Origin of the sequence: Streptomyces sp. NPDC046900, assembly GCF_040644975.1 — a bacterium.
GTDB lineage: Bacteria > Actinomycetota > Actinomycetes > Streptomycetales > Streptomycetaceae > Streptomyces.
This window is the reverse complement of record NZ_JBEYXD010000002.1, coordinates 106,749-122,940: the sequence shown is the minus strand read 5'-3', so window position 1 is coordinate 122,940 and position 16,192 is coordinate 106,749. Positions and strand designations below refer to the sequence as shown.

The 16,192-nt window shown below is 71.9% G+C and carries 16 protein-coding genes and 1 pseudogene; 8 read left to right on the top strand and 9 right to left on the bottom strand.

Annotation, left to right across the window (positions count from 1 at the left end; all coding sequences use genetic code 11):
- Window positions 1–175: 175 nt before the first annotated feature.
- The 3 genes from ABZ904_RS02715 to ABZ904_RS02705 are packed head-to-tail and all read left to right on the top strand — an operon-like array spanning window position 176 to window position 2,684.
- Window positions 176–1,306, top strand: coding sequence for an ABC transporter ATP-binding protein (locus ABZ904_RS02715; RefSeq protein ID WP_359394340.1), 1,131 nt, complete (start codon window positions 176–178; stop codon window positions 1,304–1,306).
- Window positions 1,303–2,019 (top strand): ABC transporter permease subunit, encoded by a 717-nt coding sequence (locus tag ABZ904_RS02710; protein WP_359394343.1) that lies wholly within the window; start codon window positions 1,303–1,305, stop codon window positions 2,017–2,019. The genes ABZ904_RS02715 and ABZ904_RS02710 overlap by 4 nt, the downstream gene beginning before the upstream one ends.
- Complete coding sequence (locus tag ABZ904_RS02705) at window positions 2,016–2,684, top strand: ABC transporter permease (protein WP_361820743.1); 669 nt, start codon at window positions 2,016–2,018, stop codon at window positions 2,682–2,684. Before ABZ904_RS02710 ends, ABZ904_RS02705 begins: the two co-directional genes overlap by 4 nt.
- Window positions 2,685–2,737: 53 nt before the next feature.
- Here the strand turns inward: ABZ904_RS02705 and ABZ904_RS02700 are convergent, their stop codons facing one another.
- The 4 genes from ABZ904_RS02700 to ABZ904_RS02685 are packed head-to-tail and all read right to left on the bottom strand — an operon-like array spanning window position 2,738 to window position 6,883.
- A complete protein-coding gene (locus tag ABZ904_RS02700; RefSeq protein ID WP_359394347.1) occupies window positions 2,738–3,337 on the bottom strand; it encodes an ATP/GTP-binding protein in 600 nt (199 codons plus the stop codon).
- On the bottom strand, window positions 3,324–3,764 hold the full coding sequence (locus tag ABZ904_RS02695; RefSeq protein ID WP_359394349.1) for a DUF742 domain-containing protein: 441 nt from the start codon (window positions 3,762–3,764) through the stop codon (window positions 3,324–3,326). The genes ABZ904_RS02700 and ABZ904_RS02695 overlap by 14 nt, the downstream gene beginning before the upstream one ends.
- Window positions 3,765–3,800: 36 nt before the next feature.
- A complete protein-coding gene (locus tag ABZ904_RS02690) occupies window positions 3,801–4,277 on the bottom strand; it encodes a roadblock/LC7 domain-containing protein (RefSeq protein WP_359394351.1) in 477 nt (158 codons plus the stop codon).
- Window positions 4,274–6,883, bottom strand: coding sequence for an ATP-binding protein (locus ABZ904_RS02685; protein ID WP_360989927.1), 2,610 nt, complete (start codon window positions 6,881–6,883; stop codon window positions 4,274–4,276). The genes ABZ904_RS02690 and ABZ904_RS02685 overlap by 4 nt, the downstream gene beginning before the upstream one ends.
- A 424-nt stretch (window positions 6,884–7,307) precedes the next feature.
- Between ABZ904_RS02685 and ABZ904_RS02680 the strand changes: the two genes are divergently transcribed.
- A complete protein-coding gene (locus ABZ904_RS02680) occupies window positions 7,308–8,267 on the top strand; it encodes an ABC transporter substrate-binding protein (RefSeq protein ID WP_360989930.1) in 960 nt (319 codons plus the stop codon).
- Window positions 8,268–8,278: 11 nt separating this feature from the next.
- A complete protein-coding gene (locus ABZ904_RS02675; RefSeq protein WP_360989933.1) occupies window positions 8,279–9,763 on the top strand; it encodes an aromatic amino acid lyase in 1,485 nt (494 codons plus the stop codon).
- A 127-nt stretch (window positions 9,764–9,890) separates the two neighbouring features.
- Here the strand turns inward: ABZ904_RS02675 and ABZ904_RS02670 are convergent.
- Window positions 9,891–10,040, bottom strand: a pseudogene (locus ABZ904_RS02670) (SAM-dependent methyltransferase); the annotation flags it as partial.
- A gap of 238 nt (window positions 10,041–10,278) precedes the next feature.
- Between ABZ904_RS02670 and ABZ904_RS02665 the strand changes: the two are divergent.
- Complete coding sequence (locus tag ABZ904_RS02665; protein ID WP_360989936.1) at window positions 10,279–11,352, top strand: ATP-binding protein; 1,074 nt, start codon at window positions 10,279–10,281, stop codon at window positions 11,350–11,352.
- Between the two features lie 84 nt (window positions 11,353–11,436).
- Complete coding sequence (locus ABZ904_RS02660) at window positions 11,437–12,237, top strand: VOC family protein (RefSeq protein ID WP_359394429.1); 801 nt, start codon at window positions 11,437–11,439, stop codon at window positions 12,235–12,237.
- A 34-nt stretch (window positions 12,238–12,271) separates the two neighbouring features.
- On the opposite strand, the gene ABZ904_RS02655 is transcribed toward ABZ904_RS02660, so the two are convergent.
- The 3 genes from ABZ904_RS02655 to ABZ904_RS02645 form a co-directional block, all read right to left on the bottom strand.
- On the bottom strand, window positions 12,272–12,418 hold the full coding sequence (locus ABZ904_RS02655) for a hypothetical protein (RefSeq protein ID WP_359394365.1): 147 nt from the start codon (window positions 12,416–12,418) through the stop codon (window positions 12,272–12,274).
- 217 nt (window positions 12,419–12,635) lie between these two features.
- The gene (locus tag ABZ904_RS02650) at window positions 12,636–13,055 is read right to left on the bottom strand and encodes a DUF6114 domain-containing protein (protein ID WP_359394367.1); all 420 of its coding nucleotides are present in this window, start codon (window positions 13,053–13,055) and stop codon (window positions 12,636–12,638) included.
- Window positions 13,055–13,732, bottom strand: coding sequence for a DUF6230 family protein (locus tag ABZ904_RS02645; protein ID WP_359394369.1), 678 nt, complete (start codon window positions 13,730–13,732; stop codon window positions 13,055–13,057). Before ABZ904_RS02645 ends, ABZ904_RS02650 begins: the two co-directional genes overlap by 1 nt.
- Before the next feature lie 621 nt (window positions 13,733–14,353).
- Between ABZ904_RS02645 and ABZ904_RS02640 the strand changes: the two genes are divergently transcribed.
- Window positions 14,354–15,004, top strand: coding sequence for a Tat pathway signal sequence domain protein (locus tag ABZ904_RS02640; protein ID WP_361820737.1), 651 nt, complete (start codon window positions 14,354–14,356; stop codon window positions 15,002–15,004).
- A 47-nt stretch (window positions 15,005–15,051) separates the two neighbouring features.
- Here the strand turns inward: ABZ904_RS02640 and ABZ904_RS02635 are convergent, their stop codons facing one another.
- A complete protein-coding gene (locus tag ABZ904_RS02635; RefSeq protein ID WP_361820734.1) occupies window positions 15,052–15,975 on the bottom strand; it encodes a lytic polysaccharide monooxygenase in 924 nt (307 codons plus the stop codon).
- Window positions 15,976–16,192 lie beyond the last annotated feature (217 nt).

Genomic DNA, 16,192 nt, shown 5'->3' with positions numbered 1-16,192 from the left:
AGCGACCTGGCCATCTCCGCCCCGATTTCGCATGCCGGGCGCACCGCCGTGGTCCGACCGGCAGGTCACCCGCCATGGAGCCGCAACATGCGCCGTCTACACTCTCCCCGCAACGGCCCTTGCGACACCGGCCGGGATCAGGCCGCTCCTGCCACACCGAAGGGTATTCGGCGCTTTGATACGGATAGATTCAGTCACCAAGCGGTACCCGGACGGCACGGTGGCGGTCGACCGGTTGTCACTGGAGATACCGGACCGCTCGATCACCGTCTTCGTCGGCCCCTCGGGCTGCGGCAAGACGACGACCCTCCGCATGATCAACCGGATGATCGAGCCGACCGAGGGCACGATCACGCTCGACGGCGTCGACATCAGCAAGCAGCCCGTGAACTCGCTGCGCCGGTCGATGGGGTACGTCATCCAGAACGCCGGGCTCTTCCAGCACCGCACGATCGTCGACAACATCGCGACCGTGCCCCGGCTGCTCGGCTGGAGCAAGGACCGGGCCCGGGCCAGGGCCCGGGAGTTGATGGACCGGGTCGGACTCGACGCCTCGCTGGCCAAGCGGTACCCGTACCAGCTCTCCGGCGGGCAGCAACAGCGCGTCGGTGTGGCGCGCGCACTCGCCGCGGACCCGCCGGTGCTCCTGATGGACGAGCCGTTCTCCGCCGTCGACCCGATCGTGCGCAAGGGCCTGCAGGAGGAACTGCTCCGTATCCAGGAGGAGCTGGGCAAGACCATCGTCTTCGTCACCCATGACATCGACGAGGCCATCCGGCTCGGCACCATGGTCGCCGTCATGCGGACCGGTGGCAGACTCGCCCAGTTCGCGCCGCCGGCGGAGCTTCTGTCGTCCCCGGCCGACGCGTTCGTGGAGGACTTCCTCGGCACGGACCGCGGCATCCGGCGGCTGTCGTTCTTCACCACCGAGGGCCTTGAGCTGAAGAAGACGGCGATCGTCGCCGTCGACTCCACCGCCGAGCAGATCGCCTCCCGCGCCGCGTCCGACGTGCCGTACCTGCTCGTCACGGACCTCGACGGCAAGCCGCTCGGCTGGAGCGAGGCCGGGGACCTCGTCGCCGGGGACATCGCACCGGAGCGACTACTGCCGTACGGACGGCCGTTCGTGTACGGCAAGGACTCGCTGCGCGCGGCGCTCGACGGCGCGGTGCTGTCGCCCACCGGCTGGTCCGTCGCCGTGGACGGCGACGGCCGGGTGGTCGGGGTCGTGTCGCAGCAGACCGTCGGCGACGCCATCCGCAGCGCCCATGCCGAGGAGCACCCGGACGAGAAGGTCGCCGGATGAACAGGTTCTTCGACATCCCGAGCGACCTGCAGAGCAGCTATCTCGGCCTGATCGGCCTGCACTTGAGGGAGTCCCTGCTCCCGGTCCTGGTGGGTCTGCTGGTCGCGCTGCCCGTCGGTCAGCTCTGTGTGCGGTTCCGCTGGCTGTACCCGCCGGTGCTGTGGGTGACGACCGTGCTGTACGCCATCCCCTCGCTGGCCTTCTTCGTCGTCCTCATCGACTACACCGGCCAGACCGAGACCACGGTGATGATCCCGCTCGCCGTCTACAGCCTGGTCGTGCTCGTCCCCGCGATCGTGGACGGCGTCCGCTCCGTACCGCAGGAGACGCTCGCCGCGGCCACCGCGATGGGCTTCGGACCCGTACGCCGTTACCTCCAGGTCCAGTTGCCGATCGCCGTGCCCGCCATCATCGCCGGGTTGCGGGTGGCCACCGTGTCCAGCATCAGCCTGGTCAGCGTCGGCATGCTGATCGGCAACCAGGGCGCGCTCGGAAACCTGCTCAACGACGCGAACATCTACCACCGGCCCGAACTCGCCTGGAACTCCGTGCTCACCACGGCGGTCCTGGCCATCCTCGCCGATGCCGTGCTGGTCCTCGTCCGCGTTCTGCTGACCCCCTGGATGCCGAGCGGCGCGCGCCGCCCGAAACCCAAGGCCGCCGCGGCCCGGCCCGATGCGGCCGTGCCCGTCCTGGAGGACGCCGCCCGGTGAACATACTCAATTTCGTCAGTGCCTTCTTCAACGACAGCGCCCACTGGCACGGTTACGACGGCATCCCCACGCGCCTGTGGGAGCACCTCCAGTACTCCCTGGAGGCGCTCGTCGTCGCCGCCGCGATCGGGCTGCCGGTCGGGCTGGTCACCGGCCACTTCGGGCGCGGCGGCAACGCCCTCGCTCTGATCGCCACCGCCGCCCGGGCCCTGCCCAGTTTCGGCCTGCTGGTGCTGATGGTCATCCTGCTCGGGTTCAGTCTGCTGCCCGTGATGATCCCGCTGGTCGTCCTCGCTGTCCCGCCGATCCTGGTCACCACCTACGAGGCCGTCCGCTCCGTCGACCCGTCCCCGGTGGACGCGGCCCGCGGTATGGGCATGCAGGAGTCGCGCATCCTGTTCCAGGTGGAACTCCCGGTCGCGCTCCCGCTGATCCTCAGCGGTCTGCGCTCGGCCGCCATCCAGATCGTCTCGACGGCGACCATCGCCGCGTACCTGGGCCTCGGCGGCCTCGGCCGGTACATCATCGACGGCCTCTACCAGAGGAACTACGAGAAGGTGGTGGGCGGCGCCACTCTGGTGGCCGCCATGGCGCTCGCGACGCTCGGACTGTTCTGGGCGGCCGGGCGCTTCGCGGTGTCGCAGGGCGTGCGCCGGAGCGCCTGACGGAACGACCGGGGGCCCCGGGAATCCACGATTCCCGGGCCCCGCGCGCCGTGTCATCCCTCGCTGCGGGCCAGCGCCTGCTCCAGCACCACGAGCAGCGCGTCGCGCACCGAGCCGCGCTCCCGGGCGTCGAAGACGATGACCGGGACGTGCTCGGAGACGTCCAGCGCCCAGCGCACCTCGTTCACGTCGTACTCCACCCTGCCGTCGAAGGCGTTGAGGGCGACCGCGAACGGGATGTCCTTGTGCTCGAAGTAGTCCACGGCCGCGTAGCAGTCGTCGAGGCGCCGTGTGTCGACGATGACGAGCCCGCCGACCGCGCCCTCCACGATGTCGTCCCACATGAAGCCGAACCGGTCCTGCCCGGGGGTGCCGAACAGGTACAGCTTCAGGGTCGGGTCGATGGTGATGCAGCCGAAGTCCATCGCGACCGTGGTCGTGGTCTTGCGCGGGGTGTGCGTGAGGTCGTCCACGCCCGCCGCGACCTCGGTGATGGCCGCCTCGGTGGTCAGCGGTTCGATCTCGGAGATCGAACCGACGGCGGTGGTCTTGCCCACCCCGAAGCCGCCCGCGATCACCAGCTTGACCGGCAGCGGGGGACGTACGGCCGTCTGCGCTGCCGCGCCGCCGGTGACCGGTTCAGTCGGTGTCACGGAGTACCCCCCGGGAGTCGGGGATGGCCCGGAGGCCATCGATAACCCTTCGCAGGACGGACGCGTCGTGCGTGACGTCGGTGTGCGGCACATACACCGTCAGCTGCCCGGCGGCGCGCAGGTCCTCGGCGAGGACCCGGACCACGTTCAGATGCAGCCGCAGCCGGGCCGCGATCTCCGCGATGGACTGCGGCTGCCTGCAGGCGGCGACGATGTCGTGCTGCTCGAACGAGAGCCGGTCGAGCGCTTCGAGACCCTCCGTGGTGGCCACCACCTGGGTCTCGACGGGGACCGGCCGGCCGGACGCGGTGGGCGCCACCCGGCCGGCGGTGACCAGGAACGGCCGTACGGCGGCGACGCGACCGAACGGTTCCACCGGCGTGCGGCCCTCCTCGTCGGTGCCGCGCGAAGTGCGGCCGTCCGCCATGGGTGCGACTTCCTTCCTCGGCCGGGTCGGGACCGGTCACCCCGTCGAGGCGGCGCCGACGCTGTTCTTCAGCTCCAGCACCAGCTGGGGGCTGAGCGCGGCACCCGCCCGGTTGGCGAACAGGGTCATCTCGTAGGCGATGTTGCCCAGCTTGGCCTCCTTGTCGGTGACCACGCCGAGCACGGCGCCGCTGCCGATCGCGGAGACCAGGACGTGACCGCCCTCCAGGTCGATGATGACCTTGTTGAGGCCACCGAGGCCGTAGTTGCCGGAGGCGCCGGCGGCCAGGCTGGTGATGCCGGAGACGATCGCGGCGAGCCGCTCCGAGTCGGCGTGCTCGCGCAGTTCGGAGACCGCGATGAGCAGACCGTCGGAGGAGACGGCGATGGCGTCGACGACGCCCGCGGTCTCGGTCGCGAACCGGTTGAGCAGCCAGGTGAAGTCGGCTGCTGCGGCTTGCAGGTCGGCCGGCGTGGTGCCTCCTGCCGGAGTGTCACCTGTCGACGTGCTCACTGCTCCGCTCCTTCCTGGAGGTGGTTCTGGTCGTGCGTGCGGTGGGGGGTGGTGCGGGTGGCGGCGTCGCGGTTGGCGCGCTCCACCGCGGCCTCGAACTCCTCGAGCGCGGAGCGGACTTCGTCGGCGTCGGCGGGCCGGAGAGCCCGTGACGCCGCCTGCCGGCCGGTGTCGGAGGTGGTGGTCGGCAGCGTCGCGCCCCGGACGCGGCGGCGCAGCGGCCTCGGGGTGCCGGGTGCGTCCTCGGCCACGGCGTGCGCCGATTCGGGGGTGCGGGCCGCGGGAGCCGGTGCGGTGCCCTCCGCGCGGGGGCGGGGGACGAGCGGGAGCTCCTCGGCACGGTCATGAGGAGCCGAATGGTCCAGGGCGCCGGTGCCGTCGGGCAGGCGGGACTCCGTACGGTCCGCACGCTCGTGGCCGTCTCCGGCCGCCTCCCCGCCCACCTCGTGCTGCTGGTGGCGGGGGAGCCGCCGGGGCAGGGCATCGGGCCGCTCCTCGGCGCCGTCGGGAGCCTGCTCGGCGGGCACGGCCGCCGGGGCGACGACGGCCGACGGCACCGGGCCGGACACGGCAGCCGCGGGCTCCGGCCCGGCCGTGGCCGACGCCGTGGCCGCGGGCTCCGGCGCGTCCACCGGGCTCATCGTCAGCAGCAACATCGAGGGGATCTCCACGGTGGCCGTGACCCCACCGCCGGGTGTGCGGGACAGTACGACCCGGACCTCCCAGCGGCGCGCCAGCGTCCCCACCACGAACAGGCCGAGCACCTTCGTCGGTACGACGTCCAGGCGCTCACGGCGGACCAGCCGGGCGTTCTCCTCGGCGAGCCGCTCGGCGCTCATCCCGAGGCCGTGGTCGGCGACCTCGATCACCGCACCTTCGGCACGGGTGCGCACCGTCACCTCGACGGGGCTGCCGGCGGGTGAGAACGAGACGGCGTTCTCCAGGAGTTCGGCGACCATCAGCGTCAGGTCGCCGATGATGTCGGGTTCCACCATGACATCGGTCTCGGCGTGCAGCCGCACCCGCTGGAAGCCCTCGATCTGGCCGAGCGCGGCCCGTACGACGTTGGTGAGCGCGGTGGGACCGGAGTCCAGGACCGTCTCGCGGATGCCGGCGAGCAGCATCAGGCTGTCCGCGTTGCGCCGCAGCCGCACGGCAATGTGGTCGATGGAGTAGAGGCGTTCGAGGAGCGCGGGGTCCGTCTCGCCCCGCTCCACCGCGTCGATCAGCACCAGCTGACGCGTGGTCAGGTTACTCACCCTGCGCCCCACGTTGCCGAACATCTCGGCGACGTTGCGCCGGCTGAGCACCTGGCGCTCCAGCAGCGCGGCCGCGGTGGTCTGCACACGGTTGAAGGCCTCGGCCAGATCGCCGATCTCGTCGCGTGCGGTGACGGGCATCTCGCGCAGCCGTGGCGGGCCGTCGTCCTCGGCGTCCTCGTCGGCCACCCGGGCCAGTTCGCGGCCGGCGACCTCGGCGACCTGCTGGGCGGCGCCGGTGAGGGCCTGGACGGGGCGGACCACGGAGCGGCGCACCGCCCCGGAGAAGGCGATCCAGACGGCGAAGCCCACGAGCGCGAGGCTCAGCAGCAGTCCGGCTCGCCACTTTGCGGTGCTGGACGCGGCGTCGGCCCGGTCGGCGACCTGGTCGATCAGCGAAGCGGTGATCTCCAGTCGACTGGCGGCCTGCCGGGGGTAGGCGGAGTAACCGCTCAGGGCCGCCGTGGACTTCGCGCGGACCTCCGCCAGGGTGGCCGCCTGCAGCGCGCTGGGGTCGATCTGGAGCTCGGCGTACGCCTCGGCGATGTCCCGCTGGGCGGTGCTGTGCTCCATCCCGGAGAGGAGGTCCGCCTGCTCATCGGTGGCGAACCGGCCGAAGCGGTCCGCCTGGTAGGTGTACAGCTCGTAGGAGCCGACCGCACCCGCGTACTCGATGAGGGCGTTGGTGTCACCGGTCGTCGCCGAGAAGACACCGGTCTCGAAGGCGCCGTGCGCGGCGTCGGCGCGCAGCAGCGAGTCGAGCAGGTTGCCGGTGAAGGTGGCCGCGAGATCCTCGTTCCGGTCCAGCCCGAGACCGTCGATCAGTCCTTCGGAGGCGTTGGTGTAGGCCGGGTCGATGTTGTCGGCGGGCAGGTATCCCTGCTCGACGGTCTCGCGCAGGCTGGACAGTCCGTCGATCTCTTTGAGGACCTGGTTCTCCGTCTCCGGCAGCCGGTCTCCGAAGGCGGCCCGCACCTCGTCCACTTGGGCGTCCACGGCCTGCTGGGCGGCGCGATAGGCCGACAGTGAGGGCTTGGTGCCGCCGGCGGCCGCCTCGTAGCGCACCGAGAGCAGGATGGCCTGCTGGTGCTCGGCCTCCAACCGGTCGACGAGCTGGGCGACCTGGGTGCTGTCGCGTACCAGCCGAGCCGCGGACCCGGCGCTGACCGACTGCTGTATCAGGCCGCTGATGAGGTAGACCAGCAGCACGGCCACCACGGCGAGCGGTACACCGAAGAGGATGTTGAGCTTGCGCCTGAACGGCCATCGGACGGCGAAGCCGCGTAGGCCACCACCCGGCGGGGACGGCGCCGGCCGGGCCGGCGCGTCCACCTCGTTCGTGGACACCAAGCCTCCTTTGAAGGCGTCTTGGGGCGCGTGTAGATTCAATGTGACCGCAATGGATCGACCGGGGTCGCCAACGGAACCGACCGGGTCGGCACAGAACGGTACAAGGCGGCCCGGACACCGTTGTCAGTGCACATTGCAGCCCCCGCGCGAACTTCCGTGAGACTACCGTCTCTTGAGGCCCCGGTTCCGGTCGCCCTACGTCAAGAATCCATTACGAAGAGCGCGTGGTTCCGCCCCGGTTCGGTCGTTGCTCCTTCATAATCGGACGTTCACGATCGTCCGGGCATCGAGGCCAATCGGTGACCAGAATGCTCTTGACTGACCGAGAACGAGCTGGATTGGATCAGTGGAGTGCGGCGCCCGCACCCCCGCACAGCAGCGCCACGCCTTGCCTCCACCCCTTCGGCCCGGAACGGGAATCGTGACTTTTACAGCGAACACCAGCACGTCCAGCAGGAGACTCCCCGGCACGGCCGCCGTCGCCCTCGCCGCCACGGCAGTACTGCTCGCGGGGTGTTCCTCGTCGTCCGACAACAAGTCCGACCCGCTCTCGGGCGGCAAGTCCGACGGCAACACCGTCGTCGTGGGTTCCAACAACTTCGCCGAGAGCATCCTGATCGCCGACATCTACGGCGAGGCCCTGAAGGCCAAGGGCCTGAAGGTCACCTACAAGCCCAACATCGGCAGCCGCGAGACCACTTACGGCCTGCTGAAGAACGGCTCCATCACGGTCCTGCCGGAGTACAACGGCGCGCTGCTGGCCTACCTCGACAAGGACGCCGCCCCGAAGACGATCGCCGCCACCACGGCCGCGATCAACGCCAAGCTGGACTCCAAGCTGACGCTGCTGGAGCCGGCGCCCGCGCAGGACAAGGACTCCGTCACCCTCAACGCGGACACCGCCAAGAAGTACGGCCTCACCGAGCAGTCCGGCATCGCGGACCTCAAGAACGCCGCCAAGGACCTGGTCATCGGCGCGTCCCCGGAGTTCCAGACGCGGCAGCAGGGACTGGCGGGCCTGAAGTCGGTCTACGGCCTGGAGTTCAAGTCCTTCAAGGCGCTGGACGCGGGCGGCCCGCTGACCCAGGCGGCGCTGAAGAAGAACACCGTGCAGGCCGCGGACATCTTCACCACGGACCCGACCATCTCCAAGGAGAAGTTCGTGGTTCTCCAGGACCCGAAGAACCTCTTCGGGTTCGAGAACGTGCAGCCCCTCGTCTACAAGTCGGGGCTGTCCCAGCAGGGCGTCGACGCGCTCAACGCCGTGTCGGCCAAGCTGGACACGGCGGCGCTGCTGGACCTGGACACCCAGGTGCAGCTCGGCAACAAGGACCCGCTGGACGTCGCCAAGGCCTGGCTGAAGTCGGCCGGCCTGAGCTGACGCACTCGCCCGTGGACACCGCGGACGGAGCGGCGCGGGTGCCCGAGCCCACGGGCGCCCGCGTCGTCCTCGACGGCACCGCCCTCGACGTCGGCGGGGTGGTCCGCCTGGCCGGGGGCGCGGCCGTCCCCGCCGTGCCCGCACCGGCCATGGAGCGCGCCCGGCGCTCATGGCACACGGCCCAGCAGCTCGCTGCGGCGGGCCAGTTGTACGGCCGCGGCACCGGCGTCGGTGCCCACCGCTCGGTGCGGGTCGATGCCGAGGAGGAGTCGGGGCACGGGCTGCGGCTGCTGCGCAGCCACGCGGGAGGAGCGGGCGCCCTGCTCCCGGCTCGCGAGATCCGGGCGATGCTCGCCGTGCGCGCCAACCAGCTGCTGGCGGGCGGCTCCGGCATCCAGCCCGCCTTCGTCACCGCGCTCACCGACGCCTTGCGGCTCGGCGTCCGCCCCGCCGTCAACGAGTACGGCGGCGTCGGCACCGGCGATCTGACCGCGCTGGCCCAGACCGGTCTCACCCTGATCGGCGAGCACCTCTGGCTCGGCGACCCGCAGTCGGGTCTGCCCGCGCCCGTGGCCCTGAGTCCCGGTGACGCCCTCGCCCTGCTCAGCAGCAACGCCCTCGTGCTCGGGCAGTCCGCGCTGGCCTGCCACGACCTGACGGTGCTGCTGGACGCCACGCACGCGGTGGCGGCCCTGTCGCTGGCCGCCGTGTCCGGGTCCCTGGAGGCCTACGCGGCCCCCGTGCACGCTGTACGCCCGTACCCCGGAGCGGCCCGCGCCGCGGCGGAGGTACGGCGCCTGCTGGCCGCCCCCGACCGGCCGCCGCCGGCTGTGGGGCGGATCCAGGACCCGTACGGCTTCCGGGCCTTCCCGCAGGTGCACGGGCCCGCGCTGGAGGCCGCCGACGCGCTGCGGCGGATCGTCGAGGTGGAGGTCAACTGCCCTTCGGAGAACCCGCTGATCGGTGAGGACGGCACGGCCCACCACCACGGCGGTTTCTTCGCGGCACCGCTCGGCCTCGCCCTGGACGGGGCATGCCTGGCCCTGCTGGGGACCGCCCAGCTGTCCGCGGCGCGGCTGACCGCGCTCGGCAGGGCGGACCTGACCGGACTGCCCGCGTACCTCGCCTCGGGACCCACGGGCAGCTCGGGCACGATGATCCTGGAGTACACGGCCAACTCCGCGCTCGCCGAGCTGCGTTCCTGTGCCGCACCGGCGTCGGCCGGGCACACGGTCCTGTCCCAGGGACTGGAGGAGGCGGCCAGCTTCGCCTCTCAGGCCGCACGCCAGTCGCTGCGCGCGGTGGACGCGTACCGCACCGTCCTCGCCTGCGAACTGGTCGTGGCCGTACGGGCGTTGCGCCTGCATCCCGCCCCGCCGCCCGTCCCGGCCTTCACCGTGGCGGCCGCGGCGCTCCCGGAGGCGACGAAGGATCGCCCGCTGACGGGGGACGTGACGGCGGCGGCGGAACTGCTGCCGATGCTGGCGGCGTTGTAGACGGCGACGGGCCGCGCCCCCGGCGGGGACACGGCCCGTGGCATCGTGCGGCCTCCGCCGCAGGGGGGGGCGATCAGCCGTGCGACCCGCACTCGGCAGCCGGCGGTGCCCCCGCGCGACGTTCCGGTCAGGGCTTGCGGGCAACCGCCCCGTACATCGCGATGTCCTCGTCCCGGATGTCCTGCTCCCCGGTCCCGTCCGGGTGCCACTTGTGCACCTGGACCACGCCGGGCGCGGCCAACTCCAGTCCGTCGAAGAACTCGTGGGCCTCGTCGAGATACACGATGTCCGGCAGCGCGGGCGCCCCGCAATTCTCAACTCGCCAGTTACGAGCCGTTGTTGGCGGGTGCCACAGTGTTGATGGCGTCGGCGGCCGGTGAACCAAGATGTCGAGCAGCCCGGTTGGGGGGACGGGGCTGCGGTCCCTGTGCGGTGGAGTGAGATGCACGGGGCGCGGCACGGCGTCCGGCGGTGGGCGCCGGCAGGGTGCCCCGGCAGACGAAAGGCGAACGGCGATGGCTCCGCCCTCCCTCCCCCAGTCCTTGGACCGCCTCTCCGGGGGCGCCTCACCCCGTCGGTCCGATGTCTTCGCCGTCCTGGCCGTCCCGGCGGCGGTGGGGGTGGCCCGGAGCAATGTCCGGGCCCTGCTCGCCCGGTGGGGCACCGGCCACGGAACCGTTGACAACGCTGTCTTGGTGACCTCGGGGCTCGTCACCAACGCCGTCATGCACGGCGCCGGCGAAAGCATCGTGCGCCGGCTGCGCACCGACGGCCACCGGCTGCACATCGAGGTCCAGGACGAGAACCGCGGCGGGACCCTGCCCGCGCTCCGCAGCCCGCACCCCGACGACCAGAGCGGCCGCGGCCTCGTCCTGGTCGACGCGCTGAGCAGCGACTGGGGAGCACGGGACGCCCTGATCGGCTCCGGTCGCGTCGTCTGGGCCGAGCTGAGCCCCAGCCCGGTGAAGCCCTCGGGACCGTCCCACCAGCCGTCCCGCACCTCAGGCCCGCCCCCCACCCGGCCGACCGCGCTCCGGCGGCGGACGAGTAACAAGGCCCATGGAACGGCCGCACGCCTCTGCCGAACCGCTGCCCGCCCACCCGCCGCCCGCCTGGCCCTGCCCCCGGCGCTGACCGCCGCTCTCGGATACGACGCCGTGGGCACTCCGAGGGACCACGGCGAACGGATCATGAAGTGCCTGCCCCGTGTCGGCTGTGCGTTCGGCGACGACCTCCAGTCGTGGTGGATCTTCCCCGCGGGCTCCGACATCGGCGTCACCTGGCCGCCGATGTCGGGCTGTGCGGTCGACGCCCGCCTGGGCCGAGGCGCCCCGGCGCCGCAGCCGCAGCCACACCGGGCCGACCCCTCCTGGAGCGGCCCCCGTGCCGACCGGCCGCTGCTGATCCACCCACCCGACGGTGACTCTCCGTACACGCCGTCGATCCCGCTGTACTTCCTCGCCTGCCGCCTGGCCGGCAGCACTCCGCACTGGTCCTGGGGCCGGTGCCCGAGGCGCTTCCGGCCCCGACACACCCCGGCCGGTCCCTCTCCGGATGACGCCCGCCGCTCGGTGACGCATCCTTGCTAGGGCGCTATCGGGGTACCCGGAGACCCTGAGCGAACGATGGGGGAGGTGCCTGGCATCTCCCCCAGGGAACCGGGCGGAGTGGTCATGGTCAAGAACGAGGCACGGGGCAAAGGAGGAGTCCCCAGTGACTCGGTGTTCGGTGCACCGTGCTGGGTCAGTCTGACCACGCGCGACCTCGACGTCGCGGAGAACTTCTACCGGGCCGTGTTCGGCTGGGAATGGCGGCCGAACAGCATGGACGAGCGAATCCGGGTGGCGTTGGCGGACGGGGTGCCCGTCGCCGGGATCGCCGCCGTGGCCTCGATGTGGCAGATGGCCGTCGCCTGGACCCCGTACTTCGCCGTCCCCAGCGCCGACGAGGCGGCGAGCCGCTGCCGTGAGCGCGGCGGTACGACGGCCGTCGGCCCGCTCTCCTTTCCGCCCGGCCGGGCCGCCCTGCTGGCGGATCGCGACGGAGCGGTCTTCGGCGTCTGGGAGGGCCCGCTCGTCACGGGCTGGGAGGAGTGGCGCGAGGCCGCCCCCACCTTCATACGGCTGCACACGCGGAACGCCTTCGACTCCGCGATCTTCTACGGGGAGGTCCTCGACTGGGCCTCCGCACGTCAGGGCTGCTGCGAGGTGCAGTACGACGGCGACGAGGTGGTCCTGCGCAGCGGTGGAACGGTGGTGGCACGGATCCACTCGGGAGCGGTGGAGGCCGCGCCCGACCCCACGATCCGCCCGCACTGGCAGGTCCACTTCGTGGTGGGCGACGTCGAGGCCTGTGCGCGGGCCGCGCGGGCCCAGGGCGGCTGCGTCCTGCAGTGGGAGGAGGGCGCCGAGGACGCGGTGCTCGCCGACCCGGACGGCGCGCGCTTCACCGTGACCGCCAAGCGGCAGCCCTGAGGCCGCGGGCCCTCTGTGGCGGCGTCCGGGGGTCTCAGGAGTCCTGGTCGGGGGCGCCTTCGCCCAGCCGGTACGCCCTGGTCCAGGTGGCCCCACAACGACAGCGGGACTTCTCGATCAAGTGCCCGTCCTCGCTGACCCCGATGCCGTCCCTGATACGGACGTGAACGTGCTCACCCACGGTGCGTCTCCTCCGGTCGGCCGGCATACGGGCGAACCGCCATTCAACGAGATGCCGCACAGGTCGTATAGGAGCGCGCTCACAGGGTTGGGCTCGCTCACGGGATGAGACCGCCCGGTTCCCCGGCGTACGGCCTCGGCGGACGGGACCCGGCAGGGGGCCCCGTGCAGATGTGGGGGTCGGGGCGACCGGCCCGCCCGCCGAGGGGTCGAGGGGGTCAGGAGGCGGCCGTGTCGGCCGTGGGGGACCGATCGCGACGGCGGCGCAGGACGCCCCGGCGCGGCTCCTGGTCGGGCAGCCAGCCGAAGGCCAGGCAGCTTCCCGTCACGCCCAGCAGCAGGCCGATCAGGAAGCCGCCCAGGTTGGACGTGATCCAGCTGCCCAGGGACACCAGGACGCCGAGGACCGAGTAGAACACGCGCTGGGCCGGGCTGAAGAGCAGCAGCAGCCCGCACAGCAGCATCACCGTCGGCAGCAGATACCCGGCCAGGCCCTGCATGCCGATGTGCGTGATCACCTTCAGCGACGCCTTCTCCGTGAGGAGGATCTCCGTTCCGCCCAGTGTCAGCAGCAGCCCGCCCCAGAAGGGGCGGTCCGCCCGCCGGCGCCGGAAGGCGGCCCTCGCCCGGCCCGCCATCAGCAGCCCGTGTCGCTGAAGCTGAGGTTCAGGCCGGGCAGCCTGAAGACCGCGGCGGTGGTGGCGTAGTTGGTCTGCCGCAGGTTGGCGATGTGCACCGTGTCCGCCTGCTGACCGAAGACGCCCTTGTTGCCCTGCACCCCGGCCTTGGTCAGGGTGCTCGCGTCGTTCCCGATCTCGATGTGGTTGAAGTCGGCGTCGCCGGTGAGCAGGGTCGAGTCGGTGGTCAGATCGGTGGCGGTCACCTTGTCCTTGCCGCCGCCCGCGGTGATCTTCAGGTTCGTGCCGCCGAGGTCGACGCTCTGGCAGAGCTTGACCAGTGTGGCGTCCTTGATCGCGGAGGTGACGACCAGCACCTGGCCGCCGGTGTCGCCGGCGTTCGGACTGTCGTCCGCCATGTTGTCCAGGGCGCCGAACTGCTCGAAACCGGTGCCGTGCAGGTCCGTGGCGGCGACTGTGAAGGGCAGACCGGAGATCGCGAACTGCACCCCCAGCGCTCCCTGGGCGGTCATGATCGCGAGACCGGCGGCGATCGCGGTGGCGGGCACCGCCATCACCGCGGCGCGGCGCAGGCGGACCCGCCCGCGCCTTTCGGGCGATGCTGCGGCGGTGGCACCGCTTTCCTGGTGCTCGGGTGAGGGACCGGGGGACGCCGTGGCGTCCGAGGACGAGGCCATGTCTGCTCCTGTGCATAGGCAATGCGAGTAGGGCTTCGCTGGCGTGTTGTCCTGGCGCGGACAGCGGCTGCCGTGCGCGCCTCCTCTGGCATCCCGGCGTGTGCAAGGGCTTGCTCGCGGCGCGGCAGTTACCACCGGGGAAGTTACCGGCGGTTACATCGAGGGGTCAAGAGAGCTGTGGAAAAAGGGTGTTGGTTGTGTTGCGCCTGTGCCGCCGATGTCCCGGCGGCCTCCCGGGCAGGGTGGCCGCCGACCTGTCCCGCCGCATCTCTTCCCATCAACTTCGTTGTCACGTATTGACGTTGACGGCTCATCAGGTCTACAACTTCCCCTGATCTCGCATGGATCCGTGGCGCCGGATCCGTCGCACCGCACACGTCACTCTCCCGGCCCCCGTCCTTCCGGGGCGTTGGTGACGCCTCCGCACGCGCGGTGCACGGAACCTTCACATCCGGCCGCGATCCAGCACTCTCCGCGACACCGGCACGGTCGCCTCCCCTGCCCGTGCACCGTTCCCGGTGGCCCGGCTGCCGCTGCCCGCCCGTCACGTACGGAGAAGGCGTCACGGGCCCGCAGCGGCACACCCCCCGCAACCCCCCACTTCGGAGAAGAGGCACCCTCATGCGTACGCCCCGATCCCTGCTCGCCGTCGCCGCCGCTGCCCTCGCCCTGGCCGCGGCTTCCCCCGCCTCCGGGGACGGCGCCGTGCTCACCGCAGGCGGCACCGCCGTCGCCGTCGGCGACGTCCTCAACGCGTCGCTCGCCGCCGGCACCACGGCCACGCTCTACTCCAGCGCCACCGGCACCAGCGGGGTCTCCTGCACCTCGTCCGCGTTCACCGCCACCGTCACCGACAACCCGGCCGCCCCGGGCACCGCCACCGAGTCGCTCACCGGCCACAGCTTCGACAGCGGCAGTTGCACCAGCAACGTCATCGGTGTCCTGGGCGTCACCGGCATCACCGTCGACCACCTGCCCTACACCACCACGGTCGGCTCCGACGGCACGGTCACCGTCACCCCGGCCGCCGGCTCCACCATCCAGACCACGGTCAAGCTGCGCACCCTGCTCGGCACCGTCACCTGCGTCTACCAGGCCCCGAGCCTGACCGGCACGGCGAGCAACACCGACAACGGCATCGCCTTCACCAGCCAGCAGTTCACCAAGGTCTCCGGCTCGTCGCTGTGCTTCGCCAACGGCTACTTCACGGCGAAGTACGCCCCGGTCACCGACACCAACCAGGCGGGCAGCCCGGTGGTGTCCGTCAACTGACCTACCGGCGCCGACGGCCGCTGCCGGTGGGTCCGGCGGCGGCCGTGTCAGCCCCGCCTGCGGCGCAGTGCCAGGGCGGCGCCCCCGGCGAGCATCGCGATCGCCCCGGCGCCGCCCGCCAGCAGCGGCAGCGACGGACCGCCGTCGGAGCGGGGCGCGGTGGCCGCCGCCGGTGTGCCGGGTACGGAGGTCGCCAGTCCGCCCGGCCGGGACGAGGTGCTCACCGCGGGCCGGCTCGGCGACGGCGTGGGGGTGGGCGTGGGCGAGGCTTTGGCACCGGCCCGGGTGCCCGAAGTCTTCGCGCTGCCGGAATCCCGGGTGGCCCCGGACCCGCGGGAGGTACCGGACGCCGCCGGGAACACCACGTCCGAGCACGAGTAGTACGTGTCCGTCGTGCTCGAGTTCTGCCAGATCGTGAAGAGCACATGGTGCCCGGAGCGGTTCGCCGGGAGCTTCGCCCTGATCCGGTACGCGCCGTTCGTCAGCGGCGGGTCGGTCACCTGGGCGAACGGCGCCGTCGGGAGGTCGGACCAGGTCAGCGGCTTGGTGGGGTCGTACCCCTGCTTCGTCAGGAACAGCTTGAACGTGCCCGTGTGCGCGATCGTCGAGCTGTACGCCATGGTCAGTACGGCCCCGGGCGCGAGCCGGGTCGACGGCCAGTCGGAGCGTGCCAGGTCCAGACCCCGGTAGGCGGGCAGCCCTCCGCTGCACAGCAGGCCGTCGGGGACGGTCTGCCGGTCCCTGCCGTTCACGCCCGCCACCCGGAGGTTGTCCCAGGCCGTGAACGGCGAGCCGTTCGCCCTGATCGCCGCCAGGCATGCCGCGGTCGTACGGAAGCCTCCCACGGGTGAGCACGCGAAGACCCGGCTGACCGGACGCGTGGGCGCCCCATGGGCGAGGGCCGGGGTCGCCGGCAGCAGGGTCGCCGCCACGGCGACGGCGGCCACGGCGGCTGTGCGGTGTGCGGTCATCCGGTGTCTCCAGGCACATCGGGTGCGGCGGGTGCGTACAGGGGAGTACGGGGACGGGGAGGCGCACGTTCAGAGCCGCGACCGCTTCCCGCGCGTTCCCCGCGCGGAGCGGGACACAGCGGGCAACCGGCCCGTGCCGAGGGCCGTTTCCCGGCCGGACAGCCCCAGGGAAGCGGGCGGCCGGCGAGGGCGGCGGCCGGGCGGCCGTTAGCGTAGG